The sequence below is a fragment of the Mycobacterium sp. SMC-17 genome, from assembly GCF_045310915.1.
Classification (GTDB): domain Bacteria; phylum Actinomycetota; class Actinomycetes; order Mycobacteriales; family Mycobacteriaceae; genus Mycobacterium.
The window spans coordinates 43,015-55,039 of sequence record NZ_JBJIAK010000041.1 but is presented as its reverse complement, the minus strand read 5'-3'; the positions used below and the strand labels follow the sequence as shown (position 1 = coordinate 55,039).

At 67.0% G+C, this 12,025-nt stretch carries 13 protein-coding genes; 7 read left to right on the top strand and 6 right to left on the bottom strand.

Annotated features, from left to right (window positions below):
* Positions 1-179: 179 nt before the first annotated feature.
* Positions 180-689 carry a methylated-DNA--[protein]-cysteine S-methyltransferase gene (locus ACJH7A_RS22565; protein ID WP_406802743.1) on the bottom strand — a complete coding sequence of 170 codons (510 nt, stop codon included), beginning with the start codon at positions 687-689 and terminating at the stop codon, positions 180-182.
* The gene (locus tag ACJH7A_RS22560) at positions 686-2,206 is read right to left on the bottom strand and encodes a DNA-3-methyladenine glycosylase 2 family protein (protein WP_406802742.1); all 1,521 of its coding nucleotides are present in this window, start codon (positions 2,204-2,206) and stop codon (positions 686-688) included. The genes ACJH7A_RS22565 and ACJH7A_RS22560 overlap by 4 nt, the downstream gene beginning before the upstream one ends.
* Before the next feature lie 168 nt (positions 2,207-2,374).
* Between ACJH7A_RS22560 and ACJH7A_RS22555 the strand changes: the two genes are divergently transcribed.
* The gene (locus ACJH7A_RS22555) at positions 2,375-4,480 is read left to right on the top strand and encodes a DUF1214 domain-containing protein (RefSeq protein ID WP_406802741.1); all 2,106 of its coding nucleotides are present in this window, start codon (positions 2,375-2,377) and stop codon (positions 4,478-4,480) included.
* Position 4,481: 1 nt separating this feature from the next.
* Here the strand turns inward: ACJH7A_RS22555 and ACJH7A_RS22550 are convergent, their stop codons facing one another.
* Positions 4,482-4,778 (bottom strand): hypothetical protein, encoded by a 297-nt coding sequence (locus ACJH7A_RS22550; RefSeq protein ID WP_406802740.1) that lies wholly within the window; start codon positions 4,776-4,778, stop codon positions 4,482-4,484.
* A 43-nt stretch (positions 4,779-4,821) separates the two neighbouring features.
* Positions 4,822-6,423, bottom strand: a complete 1,602-nt coding sequence (locus ACJH7A_RS22545; protein WP_318987093.1) for an adenylate/guanylate cyclase domain-containing protein — start codon at positions 6,421-6,423, stop codon at positions 4,822-4,824.
* 64 nt (positions 6,424-6,487) lie between these two features.
* Here ACJH7A_RS22545 and nucS point away from each other — a divergent pair, with 64 nt between their 5' ends.
* Together nucS and ACJH7A_RS22535 are read left to right on the top strand one after the other, a co-directional pair.
* On the top strand, positions 6,488-7,168 hold the full coding sequence (gene nucS / locus ACJH7A_RS22540; RefSeq protein ID WP_020102410.1) for an endonuclease NucS: 681 nt from the start codon (positions 6,488-6,490) through the stop codon (positions 7,166-7,168).
* Positions 7,165-7,455 carry a hypothetical protein gene (locus ACJH7A_RS22535; RefSeq protein ID WP_406802746.1) on the top strand — a complete coding sequence of 97 codons (291 nt, stop codon included), beginning with the start codon at positions 7,165-7,167 and terminating at the stop codon, positions 7,453-7,455. The genes nucS and ACJH7A_RS22535 overlap by 4 nt, the downstream gene beginning before the upstream one ends.
* A 7-nt stretch (positions 7,456-7,462) precedes the next feature.
* On the opposite strand, the gene mce is transcribed toward ACJH7A_RS22535, so the two are convergent.
* Positions 7,463-7,939 (bottom strand): methylmalonyl-CoA epimerase, encoded by a 477-nt coding sequence (mce, locus tag ACJH7A_RS22530; RefSeq protein ID WP_406802739.1) that lies wholly within the window; start codon positions 7,937-7,939, stop codon positions 7,463-7,465.
* An 83-nt stretch (positions 7,940-8,022) separates the two neighbouring features.
* On the opposite strand from mce, the gene ACJH7A_RS22525 reads away from it, so the two are divergent.
* The 3 genes from ACJH7A_RS22525 (at position 8,023) to ACJH7A_RS22515 (ending at position 10,528) form a co-directional block, all read left to right on the top strand.
* Complete coding sequence (locus tag ACJH7A_RS22525) at positions 8,023-9,204, top strand: acetyl-CoA C-acetyltransferase (protein WP_318987095.1); 1,182 nt, start codon at positions 8,023-8,025, stop codon at positions 9,202-9,204.
* Between the two features lie 63 nt (positions 9,205-9,267).
* Positions 9,268-9,627 carry a DUF3817 domain-containing protein gene (locus ACJH7A_RS22520; protein ID WP_318987096.1) on the top strand — a complete coding sequence of 120 codons (360 nt, stop codon included), beginning with the start codon at positions 9,268-9,270 and terminating at the stop codon, positions 9,625-9,627.
* 13 nt (positions 9,628-9,640) lie between these two features.
* Positions 9,641-10,528: a tetratricopeptide repeat protein gene (locus tag ACJH7A_RS22515; RefSeq protein ID WP_212812486.1), complete on the top strand. Its 888-nt coding sequence runs from the start codon at positions 9,641-9,643 to the stop codon at positions 10,526-10,528.
* 3 nt (positions 10,529-10,531) lie between these two features.
* On the opposite strand, the gene ACJH7A_RS22510 is transcribed toward ACJH7A_RS22515, so the two are convergent.
* On the bottom strand, positions 10,532-11,353 hold the full coding sequence (locus tag ACJH7A_RS22510; RefSeq protein ID WP_406802738.1) for an alpha/beta fold hydrolase: 822 nt from the start codon (positions 11,351-11,353) through the stop codon (positions 10,532-10,534).
* Positions 11,354-11,396: 43 nt separating this feature from the next.
* Here ACJH7A_RS22510 and ACJH7A_RS22505 point away from each other — a divergent pair, with 43 nt between their 5' ends.
* Positions 11,397-11,984, top strand: coding sequence for a TetR/AcrR family transcriptional regulator (locus ACJH7A_RS22505; RefSeq protein WP_406802737.1), 588 nt, complete (start codon positions 11,397-11,399; stop codon positions 11,982-11,984).
* The last annotated feature ends 41 nt before the right edge of the window (positions 11,985-12,025 follow it).

Here is a 12,025-nt window from a genome sequence, read left to right as displayed (position 1 = left end):
CCGGAAGCTAAGCCTGCCAGCGCCGATGATACTGCCCTGCACGGGCGGAAAAGTAGGACACCGCCGAACACAAATTACCTCAGCCCCCCGATGAAAATCGGGGGGCTGAGGCATTTTTGCGTTCAGGACGTTTTTGCATTTCGGCGCCGCGGCAATACGTGGCGCCGAAATGGCATTCATCAGTCGAACAGCGTCGGCTCTTCTGCTCCTGATCGGCTCTTTTCCAGATCGAGCAGCAGCCTCTTACGGTCCAGTCCGCCGCCATATCCGGTCAGGCTGCCATTTGCCCCGATAACGCGATGGCAGGGCACGATGATGCCGACGGGATTGTGTCCATTCGCCAATCCGACGGCTCGTGAAGCACCCGGTGATCCGACCTGTAAAGCGATTTCGCCATATGAACGCGTTTCGCCGTACGAGATGGTCAACAATGCACCCCAGACCCGTCGCTGGAATTCCGTGCCGACGAGGTCGAGTTCCAGATCGAACTCCTGGAGTTCGCCGGCGAAGTACGCGGTGAGTTGCTCGACGGCCTCTGGAAATGCCGACTCATCGGGCTCCCAGCCCTCATGGCTGGGCTCATATGTCTGATCGTCCATCCGCAGGTGCCGGATGCGTCCGTCGCGACCGGCGATCGTGATGGTTCCGACCGGGCTCTGCATCGTCCTGGTCTGCAACGTGGCGGTCATGCCTGCTCCTGTTGTGGTGATTGCGGTGGGTTGGCGGTCAGGGGCGGCCACTGGTTGACCGCGTGATCCAGGGAGGTCCACAGGTATTGGGTGGCGTAGGCGCGCCATGGGCGCCAGTGCGCACTGTGCTCGATCAGCCGGCGTGAATTGTCCGGCAGCCCAGCTTGTTTGGCTGCAGCCTGAACGCCGAGGTCGCTGGCCGGAAACGCATCCGGATCGCCGAGTCCCCGCATTGCGATCACCTCGGCGGTCCATGGTCCGATACCGGGCAGTTCGGCCAACTGAGTTCTCGCCTGCAGCCAGTCCGATCCGGCGTCGAGCTCGAGGGTGCCGGCCGCGAGTGCATCGATCAGCGCCACGAGAGTGCGCCGGCGGGATTCGGGGAAGGCCAGGTGGCTCGGATCGATCTCGGCCAGTTGCGTGACGGACGGGAAGACATGGGTCAGGGTGCCCACCGGGTCGTTGATCGTCGTGCCGTACGCCAGTGCCAGCCGACGCGTGTGTGTCGCAGCGGCCTTCATGGACACCTGCTGACCGATCACCACCCGTAGTGCCAACTCGTTCTCGTCGACCGTGCGGGGGATGCGCTGCCCGGGCGCCTTGGCGACGATAGGGGCAAGGTGCCGGTCGGCATTGAGGACATCGATGACGGCCTCAGGATCGGCGTCGAGGTCCAGGAGTCGCCGGCAGCGGGCGATGGCGGTGGCCAGATCCCGGAAGTCGTCGAGGATCAGCGTGCACTGCACGTGGTCCACGCGTGGCGACAACCCGACTATGCCGGTGCCGTTGGGGAGCCGCAGGGTGCGCCGGAACGCGCCGTCGTGCACCTCTTCGACGCCGGGCACCGCACCGGCCGCCAGGTGGCCGAACACTCCCTCGTAGGCGAAGGGTGTCCGCACCGGTAGCCGGACGGAAAGTGTTCCCGTGCCGGGGGTTTCGTTGGGTTCGAAGCGCGCTTGGGCCCGTTGCCGGAGTTCGGTCGGCGTCAGTGCGCAGACTTCGCGAATGGTGTCGTTGAACTGGCGGATGCTGGAGAATCCCGCGGCGAACGCGACGTCACCGAAGGGCAGTTTCGTGGTCTCGATGAGTACCCGCGCGGTCTGGCTCCGTTGGGCGCGGGCGAGCGCCAACGGGTTCGCGCCGACCTCGGCCTGGAGCAGGCGCTCGAGTTGTCGAGTGGTGTAGCCGAGTCTGGCGGCCAGTCCGGTGACGCCCTCGCGATCGACGGTGCCGTCGGTGATCAGTCGCATGGCGCGGGCGACGACGTCGGTGCGGATGTTCCACTCCGGTGACCCCGGTGATGCGTCGGGTCGACAGCGCTTGCAGGCCCGGAAGCCGGCCCGCTGCGCTGCCGCGGCGGTCGGGTAGAAGCGGACGTTGCGGGCGAACGGCGGCCGGACAGGGCAACTGGGGCGGCAATAGATACCCGTGGTGAGGACGGCCGTGACGAACCAACCGTCGAACCGCGCGTCCTTGGATTGGACTGCCCGGTAGCAGCGGTCGAAGTCGTCGTACATGTCTTCGACAATGTCATGCGGCAGACTCGAGTACTAGCGGAAAATCGACATCAACGTGGCTGGCGAGACATATTTAATCATTTGTCTCGTAAATGGCTGACGTGCGAGTTCCGCCCTGTTATAACTGGAACGCGTTCTAGTCGGGGTCTCGGGGTTCAGGGGAGTTGCATGTCGATCAACAGTCGTGATGAGTTGTCAACTGGCGCAGCCAGATTCGTGGGCCGCGTTGGCGCCTTGGCGGTCGCCCTGGGGATCGGCGCGGCAGTGGCGAGCAGCCCTGGCATCGCCTTCGCCGCTCCGAGTGACGCCGCGGGGGCGCCGTCGGACACTCATGCCAAGAGCGAGAGTCCGGCCAAGAGCGACGGAGACAAGACCGACACGAGCAAGCCGAAGAAGGACAAGGGCACCAAGCGTCCTGGCATCGTGAATCCGGGTAAGAAGTCGTCGAAGCGGCCCGCGGCGCAGGCGGATGTGGAAAAGCCGTCGGCTGCGAAGGATGCGACCGACACCGGCAAGACATCTGAGCCCGACGCGAAACCCGCGACCAAAAAGGTCACCAGGACGCCGGTCGTGACCTCGGCTCAGAAGCCGACGAAGCCGCAGGTGGCCGCGACGGCCAAGGCGGACGCGCCCGTGAGCTCTGTGCCGCGCCTGCACGCGGTCGCGCCGGTGGCGGCACTGGGTGCGCCCGTCGCAGCGGCGAGAGCGGCGGTGTCGCACGCGCTCTCGGCCGTGGGCCTCAACGGGGCGGCGAACGCGTCCGGGAACCCCGTCGCGCCACTGCAGAACGCCGCGTTGTCCGCGCTGCTCGGCGTCACCCGCCGCGAGACGGCATCCACCTCCGCGACAACGGCATTGGCGGCCGCGCCGTCGTCGCTGCAGAGCGTGCCCACGGTGCTCGGCACGTCGCAGCAGTTGGCCGCCGAGCGGAAAGCCACCGCCATCGTGAAGACGGTGCCGATGCAGATCATGAAGGCGATCATCAAGTTTGCGTTCCAGCTGAACGCCAAGCAGCAGTACTCCCAAGTGGGCGGACCGGACCAGGAGAACCTGGACCAGCTGAACCAGGCGGTGGACGAATACGCCCAGCAGGCCGCCATGGAGTACCAGCTGCTCAACCCGATGCGGCCGACGGTGCTGGAAATGGTTATGCCGCCGCATGATTGGTTCGGCCAGGCGATCACCGGCACGCGTATCCTGTACGACAACCCGGACACCATCTACCGGATGATGGCGGTCAATTCGACGTCCACGTACGTGATCAGCGGGAAGTTCGGCCCGGGGGGGCGCCCGGCGGAGACGACCTTCAGCGTGCTGACGGGCCTCGGCGGCAAGACGGCCGCGGTACTCAACGCCAAGGACATGCAGATCAACCCGGACGGTAGCTTCACCGTGACGGTGAGTTCGCGTCCGGCCGAGCCGGGCCAGACCAACCATCTGCAGATTCCGACCGACACGACCTTGATCGTCGCGCGGAACACCCTGTCGGACTGGAACACCCAGGATCCGATGAGCTTGTCCATCGAACGGGTCAGCGGCCCGCGCAACAGTCTGTTCGCGCAGATCGGCGGCTTCGACATTCCCGGTCTGGGCCCGGCTGTCTCCGGCAACCCGTTCCTGACCAACCTGGTCTCGCTGGTCCCGCCGCTTCCGGTGATGCCGCGGTTCCTGCAGGGTTTGGAGGCGTCGGTGATCCTGGCGCTCGGGTTGCGGATGGAACCGCAGTACATGGATGTGGCGACGAAGGATTCGTCGGGAAAGACGAAGCCGCCCAACGTCTTCACCGATCCCGAGAGCAACGCGACGTTCCTGTCGACCCAGGTGCAGAGCCCGGGATACTTCCAACTGGCCGACGACCAGGCGCTGGTGCTGACCATCAAGCCCGGCGACGCCGGCTACTTCGTGGTCCCGGTGACCAACGACTGGACCATCACCAAGAACTACTGGGATCAGCAGACCAGCCTGAACATCGCGCAGTCGGTGGCCAATGCGGACGGCAGCTACACCATCGTGGTGTCGCCGACCGATCCCGGTGTGGCGAACTGGGTGTCCACCGGTGGCCTCAACCAGGGGACCATCTCGATCCGCTTTCAGGACATCGACACCACGGGTACCAACCTGCCGAAGGTGAGTTCGCAGGTGGTGGCGCTCAGTGATCTCGGTAGCGTGCTGCCGGCCGGGACGGTGTATGTCACTGCGGCGCAACGGCAAGCGGCACTGGATGAGCGGAAGGCCGGCTACGACAAGCGCTTCGCGCCTTACCCGCAGGTGTGATTCACCACTCGTGGTTCGGGCACTGCACGTCGACGTAGACGGTCGCGGCCACCGGGCCGCCCGGCTTGAAGTTGCCCGGGTTGTTCACGTCGGTGACCCAGCAGATGTTGAGCGGTTTGACGTCGAAACCGTTGGTCCAGTTGATCTGTACGAGGTAGCCCTCGGCCTGGAGGTTGTTGATGACGTCGGCCGCCGAGCCCCCGGTGTCGAGGGTGGGATCGGCCGCCGCCTGCGGAGCGAGCGCGAACGCCACGGCGAGCGCACCGACAGCTGCAGCCATGACGGGATATCGCTTCATGCTCACCATGATCCTCCGGATCTGTGTGAAGCAGATGTGAATTTCAGGCCAGGATCGCCAACTGCGTCGGTTCGGACAGGCCACGCAGCGTCACGGTGTCGCCCAATGCCCAGTGCGCTCTTTCGGATTCGCTGACCGCGTCGAGCATGTCCGCGGCGGCCGCCAGCTGCCCCGGTACCGACTTGGCGAGCTCGCACAGGCGGGCCGCCTCGTTGACCGGTTCACCGATGACCGTGTACTCGAACCGCTCCTTGGCCCCGACGTTGCCGGCCACCACGGTGCCGGCCGCGACCCCGAGGCCGGCCTGCAGTTCGGGCACTTCGTCGCGCAGGCGTGACGCGATGGCCCGGGCGGCGGCGAGCGCGTCACCCTCGGTGCACTGCAGCGATACCGGCGCGCCGAACACCGCCAGCACCGCGTCGCCCTCGAACTTGTTGACGAACCCGTGGTGCCGGTCCACCTCGTCGACGATGACGGCGAAGAAGCGGTTCAGGAGGTCGACGACCTCGACGGCCGGGCGGCTGGTCACCAGCTGGGTGGAGCCGATGACGTCGACGAAGATCACCGCGGCGTGCCGCTCTTCGCCGCCGAGTTGCGGCTTCTCCTGTTCGGCGAGCGCCGCGACCTCACGTCCGACGTGCCGGCCGAACAGGTCGCGTACGCGTTCGCGTTCGCGGAGCCCGTGCACCATCGAGTTGAATCCGCGTTGCAGCTGGCCCAGTTCGGTGCCGTCGAAGACGACCAGATCCGTGGTCAGGTCGCCCTGCTCGACTCGGCTGAGTGCCTGTCGCACAATGCGGATCGGGCTGGCCGTCAGCCAGGCCACGATCCACATCAGCAAGGCGCCGAAGACCAACGCGAACACCGCGAGCACCAGGACGGCGAACGCGAATTGGGTTGGCGTGAGCGTGCTTTGGGTCAAGGCGAACACCGCGGCCAGCAGCACGCCCAGCATCGGCACGCCGGAACCGAACGCCCAGACGACCATGGTCCGGCCCATGATGCCCGGTGACAGCCGCGACGGCGGCCGGCCGGCCTGCAGGGCGTCGGCGGCAACGGGGCGCAGCGCGAACTCGGTGTACAGGTTGCAGCTGGTGGATACGACGATGCCGGGGAACGTGACGCCCAGCAGCAGTTTGGGGATGAACTGGGTGTCATGCATCGCGTAGAGCGTCGTCAGCAGTACGGCGCCGGCGCCCCACAGGGAGAGCAGCACGCGCGTCAGCTGGCCCGGGGCGCGGAAGGTGTTGCGCTGGTCCTCGACCGTCGGCGTGCGTTCTTCGATGGCCCAGCGCACGCTCTGGATCACCCTGTTGGTCGCCCACACCACGCCCACGAGGAAGGCGAACACGATGTACGCGGGCGCCACGATGGTGGTGATCCACCAGACATCGGCCCGGAAGACGTTGGGGGTCGGGAACAGCACCGTCTCGATGAGGATCGAGACGCCGACGCCGATCATGTTCGCGACGATCACGAAGGTGGTCAGGATGAGTTGGATGCGGATGCGTCGCCGGCGCTGGGTCTCGGAAACGCGGCCCAGAATCCACGATCCGTATTCGGGTGTGGCCTGCAGGCTGCTACGCGGGGTGATGGCTTCCCGTATCCGTGCCAGGCGCGTCGTCCCGGTCTGGTCCGCAGTCATTGGCCGTCAGCCTAGTTCGTGGGGCGGGTCCGGACCGGGATTCAATACCCCTAAGGTGGTTCGGGTGCGTCTCGTGATCGCCCAGTGCACCGTTGACTACGTCGGACGTTTGACCGCACATCTGCCGTCGGCCCGTCGCCTCCTGTTGTTCAAGGCGGACGGATCGGTGAGCGTGCACGCCGACGACCGCGCCTACAAGCCGCTGAACTGGATGACGCCGCCGTGCTGGACCGTCGAGGAGGCGCCGGTGGACGGCGTTTCGGCTCTGGTCTGGGTCGTCGAGAACAAGGCCGGTGAGCAGCTACGGATCACGGTCGAGGACATCGAGCACGACTCCAGCCATGAGCTCGGGGTCGATCCCGGCCTGGTGAAGGACGGTGTGGAGGCGCACCTGCAGGAGCTGCTCGCCGAGCATGTCGAGCTGCTGGGTGTCGGCTACACGTTGGTGCGCCGCGAATATCCGACGCCGATCGGTCCGGTCGACCTGTTGTGCCGCGACGAGACCGGTGCGTCGGTCGCGGTGGAGATCAAACGGCGTGGTGAGATCGACGGCGTCGAGCAGCTGACGCGGTACCTGGATCTGCTCAACCGGGACAGCGTGCTGGCGCCGGTGGCCGGGGTGTTCGCCGCTCAGCAGATCAAGCCGCAGGCGCGCACACTCGCCACGGACCGTGGAATCCGTTGCGTCACTTTGGACTACGACAAGATGCGCGGCATGGACAACGACGAGTTCCGGTTGTTCTGATGCCTCGGCGACGTCCGGAGCGGCCTCGGCGCGATCCGCCGCCACTGCTCGGGCTGTCGTCGCGCCGGGTGGAGACCGGGCCCGACGGGTATGACTACGAGGTGCGGGCCGTCGCCGGTTCCCGCGCGGTCAAGACCTATCGGTGCCCGGGATGCGATCACGAAATCCGCCCGGGCACAGCGCATGTGGTCGTGCTGCGGGTCGACGACGCCGAAGACCGCCGGCATTGGCACACGCCGTGCTGGGCGAACCGGGGCAACCGGGGACCGACGCGAAGGTGGTCCTAGCTCGAGCTCAGTGCTCGGCATCCTTGGCCGGCTCGACCAGTTCGATCAGCACGCCGCCGGCATCCTTCGGGTGGATGAAGTTGATGCGCGAGTCGGCGGTGCCGCGGCGCGGGGCTTCGTACAGCAGGCGGACGCCGTCGGCGCGCAGACGCTCGGACAGGGCGTCGATGTCGCTGGTCCGGTAGGCCAGCTGCTGCAGGCCGGGGCCGCGGGTGTCGATGAACTTGGCGATGGTCGACTTCTCGTCGAGCGGGGCCAGCAGCTGAATCTGTGCGCTGCCGACGGGCGCGCCACGGACGGAGAGCATGGCCTCACGGACGCCCTGGTCCTCGTTGACCTCTTCGTGCAGGACGATCATGCCGAGGTGGTCGTGGTACCACCGGATGGCGACGTCCAGATCCGGCACGGCGATCCCGACGTGATCAATAGCGGTCACGAGGGCGCTGGCCAGCGCCGGACGGGCATCGACGTGTTCGGTGGTCATAACGTAAAGGTAACCTGATACGACCGAATTTGCGCCTGTGGGATCGGCCACATTAGCCGTTACAGATTTGTTGGAGGATGGAAATGACGACCTCGGTAATTGTTGCTGGAGCCCGCACTCCAGTTGGCAAACTGATGGGTTCGCTGAAGGACTTCTCGGGTAGCGACCTGGGTGCCATCGCGATCAAGGGCGCGCTCGAGAAGGCCGGCGTCGACGCCTCGCTGGTCGATTACGTGATCATGGGCCAGGTCCTGACCGCCGGTGCCGGGCAGATGCCGGCCCGCCAGGCGGCCGTCGGCGGCGGCATCCCGTGGGACGTGCCGTCGCTGTCCATCAACAAGATGTGCCTGTCGGGCATCGATGCGATCGCGCTCGCTGACCAGCTGATTCGCGCCGGGGAGTTCGAGGTCGTGGTGGCCGGTGGCCAGGAGTCCATGAGCCAGGCCCCGCACCTGCTGCCGAAGAGCCGTGAGGGCTACAAGTACGGCAACGTCACCGCGCTGGATCACCTGGCGTACGACGGCCTGCACGACGTGTTCACCGACCAGCCGATGGGCGCCCTGACCGAGCAGCGCAACGATCAGGACAAGTTCACCCGTGCCGAGCAGGACGAGTTCGCCGCGCAGTCGCACCAGAAGGCCGCGGCCGCGTGGAAGGACGGCGTCTTTGCCGACGAGGTGGTTCCGGTGTCGATTCCGCAGCGCAAGGGCGACCCGATCGAGTTCGCCGAGGACGAGGGCATCCGCGGCAACACCACCGCCGAGTCGCTCGGTGGCCTGAAGCCGGCGTTCCGCAAGGACGGCACCATCACCGCGGGCTCGTCGTCGCAGATCTCCGACGGCGCCTGCGCCGTCGTGGTCATGAGCAAGGAGAAGGCCGAGTCGCTCGGCCTGACCTGGCTGTGTGAGATCGGCGCGCACGGCGTCGTCGCCGGCCCGGACTCGACGCTGCAGAGCCAGCCGGCCAACGCCATCAAGAAGGCCGTCGAGCGCGAGGGCATCACCGTCGACCAGCTCGACGTCATCGAGATCAACGAGGCCTTCGCGGCGGTGTCGCTGGCCTCGACCAAGGAGCTGGGCGTCGACGGCGCCAAGGTCAACGTCAACGGTGGCGCCATCGCCATCGGTCACCCGATCGGCATGTCCGGTGCCCGTATCACGCTGCACGCGGCGCTGGAGCTGGCCCGCAAGGGTTCGGGCTACGCCGTCGCCGCGCTGTGCGGCGCCGGTGGCCAGGGTGACGCCCTGATCCTGCGTCGTCCGTAGTTTCCCGCGAGGTGTGAACTACGCCTCGTAGTAGTCAGCCCGTCACTCGGGCACAATGGCGCCATGAACGCTGTTGTGCCCCGGGTGGCGGGCTGGTTTCGTTTGATCGCTCTGGCCGAGGCCGTCAGCTGGGTCGGGCTGCTGACCGGCATGTACTTCAAGTACCTCGGTACGCCACGCACCGAGATCGGCGTGCAGATCTTCGGCATGGTCCACGGCGTGGTGTTCCTGGCGTTCGTGGCCACCGGGCTGGTGGTCGGCTGGGCCGCGCGCTGGTCGCTCGTGACGTGGGTGGCTGCGGCGGTGTCCAGCATCGTGCCGCTGGCCAGTGTGGTCTTCCTGCGCTGGGCCGAGCGCAACGGGGCGTTGGCAGTCGGTGCCGCTGCCGCAGAGGCCGAACCGGAGACGTCGGCCGTCGCGTGACAAACTGGAGAGCGTGACTCGTCCGCGTCCTATCGGTCCCGCGCTGGCTGGCGCGGTGGACCTCTCCGCGCTCAAAAACCGTCCCGCTGAAGGTGCTGCCGGTGCCGGTGGCGCACCCGGTGGTATCGAGATCACCGAGGCCAATCTCGAAGCCGAGGTGCTGATCCGCTCCGGTGAGGTACCGGTCGTCGTGCTGCTGTGGTCGCCGCGCAGCGACTCGAGCGTCCAGCTGGGGCAGACCCTGTCCGCGCTGGCCGCCGAGGATGGCGGCAAGTGGTCGTTCGGCACCGTGAACGTCGACACCTCTCCGCGCATTGCCCAGATGTTCGGCATCCAGGGCGTCCCGACGGTCGTCGCGCTCGCCGGCGGCCAGCCGATCACGAGCTTCGAGGGTGGCCAGCCGGCCGACCAGCTGCGGCGCTGGGTGGACTCGCTGCTGCAGGCGACGGCCGGCAAGCTCGGTGGCGGCGGCGAGGGCGAGGACGAGCAGGTCGACCCCGCACTCGCACAGGCCCGCGAGTTCCTCGACAGCGGCGATTTCGACGGCGCCCTGGCTGCGTACCAGGCGATCCTCGATGCCGACCCGAACCACGTCGAGGCCAAGGGCGCCGTGCAGCAGATCGCCTTCCTGCAGCGTGCGTCCGCGCAGCGGCCGGAGGCCGTGCGTCTCGCCGATGCCTCGCCCGACGACATCGACCTGGCTTTCGCCGCCGCCGACGTGCAGCTCTTCCAGCGTGACGTCGACGGCGCGTTCAATCGGCTCATCGCACTCATCAAGAAGACCTCGGGCGACGACCGCACCCGCGTGCGGACCCGGCTCATCGAGTTGTTCGACCTGTTCGACCCGGCCGACCCCGAGGTCATCGCGGGCCGGCGCAATCTCGCCAACGCGCTCTACTAGGCATCACTGAGCCGGCACAGAGGCCCAGAAGTCGGTGACGGCTTGAGCGATCAGGTCGGTGTCGACCAACAGCGGGCCGACGTGTCCGGCGCCGGTGAGTGCGACGACGCGTGCGTCGGGCATGGTGGCGGCCGTGGCGCGGGCGTGGGCGGGGCTCCAGTGCTGGTCGCCGAGATCGCCGGTCATCAGCAGCGTCGGGACGGTGACGGCGGTGATCTGCTCGGTCAGCGCATGCCAGCTGTGCATGTATTGGATTGTGCGCCTTACTGATTCGCGGTCCATTGCGCGGAACGCGGCTTCGAGCTCGGCCGCCTGATCGGTGCGCGTGGTGTCGGCGCCACCGAGAAGCACGTCGAACAGAATCCTGGTCAGCAGGGGATCGGGTCCGAGCAGCCGGTAGGCGACGGCGAGCGGGTACGTCTGGGTCCAGCGCTGACGTCGGCTGACGGGCCGCAGCGGGGCGGCGATGGTGGTCAGGCTGCGCAGCCGGTGCGGTTGGGTCGCGGCCAGCGTGATGCCGACGTGTCCGCCCCAGGCGTTGCCGATCCAGTCGACGGTATCGAAACCGAGTGCGTCGATCACTTCGCCTGCGGCACTTGCACATTCGTCGAGGGTGAAATCCCGGCGGATGGGGCTGCTCGTGCCGTATCCGGGTCCGTCGATGGTCACCACCTGTCGCTGGGCGGCGAGGGTGTCGACGAGCGGACCCCAGCTGCGTGAGTCCACCCAGAGGCTGTGCCACAAGACGGCGGCAGGCCCTGTCCCGGTGCGATGTACGTGCAGATCTCCGAGGCTGGTCGGGACTTGGGTGTCGAGTGTCGTCATCGCGACCTCCATACAGGTTGTATGCTGCTACCATACAACCTGTATGGTCACCGTCAAGGGGGATTCGCGGGAGCGGCTCGTCGCAGTCGCGACCGAGTTGTTCGGCGAACAGGGCTACCACCAGACCGGTACCGAGGAGATCGTCCGCCGTAGCGGCGTCACCCGTGGCTCGCTCTATCACCATTTCGCGGACAAGGAAGCGCTCTTCGAAGAGGTCTTCGACCGTGCCGATCAGGTGGTGAGCGGGCGGGTTCGGGCCGCTGCCGCGGCGGCGGCCGACCGCGGCGAGGACGCGTGGTCGGTGTTCCTCGCCGGCTGGGATGCCGTGCTGGACACCGCGGTCGATGCGCCGCTGCAGCGCATCCGCGTGGTCGACGCGCCCGCGGTGCTCGGCTGGCAGAAGTGGCAGGAGCGCAACGCGCGGTACACCCTGGCCAATATCGAGGCCGGTCTCGTCAGCCTGCTGGAACAGGGTGTGCTTGCGCCGCAGCCGATTTCACCGCTGGCCCTGCTGCTGATGGGACTCAGCAACCAGGCCGTGGCCGCGATCGCGGGCGCGCCTGATCCCGTTCGCGCGCGCCGCGACATCGGTGCCGCGGTGCGTCGCCTGCTTGACGGGCTGCGCACCTAGTCTCGCGAGCAGACGTAAAACTGTCGATTTCACCCACAAAT

What these genes read in the sequence shown, in the direction of transcription:
- ACJH7A_RS22550 (WP_406802740.1), bottom strand. Translation starts at nt 4,778, where the DNA reads ATGAAGCGATATCCCGTCATGGCTGCAGCTGTCGGTGCGCTCGCCGTG.
- mce (WP_406802739.1), bottom strand. Translation starts at nt 7,939, where the DNA reads ATGACCACCGAACACGTCGATGCCCGTCCGGCGCTGGCCAGCGCCCTC.
- ACJH7A_RS22555 (WP_406802741.1), top strand. Translation starts at nt 2,375, where the DNA reads ATGTCGATCAACAGTCGTGATGAGTTGTCAACTGGCGCAGCCAGATTC.
- ACJH7A_RS22505 (WP_406802737.1), top strand. Translation starts at nt 11,397, where the DNA reads ATGGTCACCGTCAAGGGGGATTCGCGGGAGCGGCTCGTCGCAGTCGCG.
- ACJH7A_RS22565 (WP_406802743.1), bottom strand. Translation starts at nt 689, where the DNA reads ATGACCGCCACGTTGCAGACCAGGACGATGCAGAGCCCGGTCGGAACC.
- ACJH7A_RS22510 (WP_406802738.1), bottom strand. Translation starts at nt 11,353, where the DNA reads ATGACGACACTCGACACCCAAGTCCCGACCAGCCTCGGAGATCTGCAC.
- ACJH7A_RS22520 (WP_318987096.1), top strand. Translation starts at nt 9,268, where the DNA reads ATGAACGCTGTTGTGCCCCGGGTGGCGGGCTGGTTTCGTTTGATCGCT.
- ACJH7A_RS22525 (WP_318987095.1), top strand. Translation starts at nt 8,023, where the DNA reads ATGACGACCTCGGTAATTGTTGCTGGAGCCCGCACTCCAGTTGGCAAA.
- ACJH7A_RS22545 (WP_318987093.1), bottom strand. Translation starts at nt 6,423, where the DNA reads ATGACTGCGGACCAGACCGGGACGACGCGCCTGGCACGGATACGGGAA.
- ACJH7A_RS22560 (WP_406802742.1), bottom strand. Translation starts at nt 2,206, where the DNA reads ATGTACGACGACTTCGACCGCTGCTACCGGGCAGTCCAATCCAAGGAC.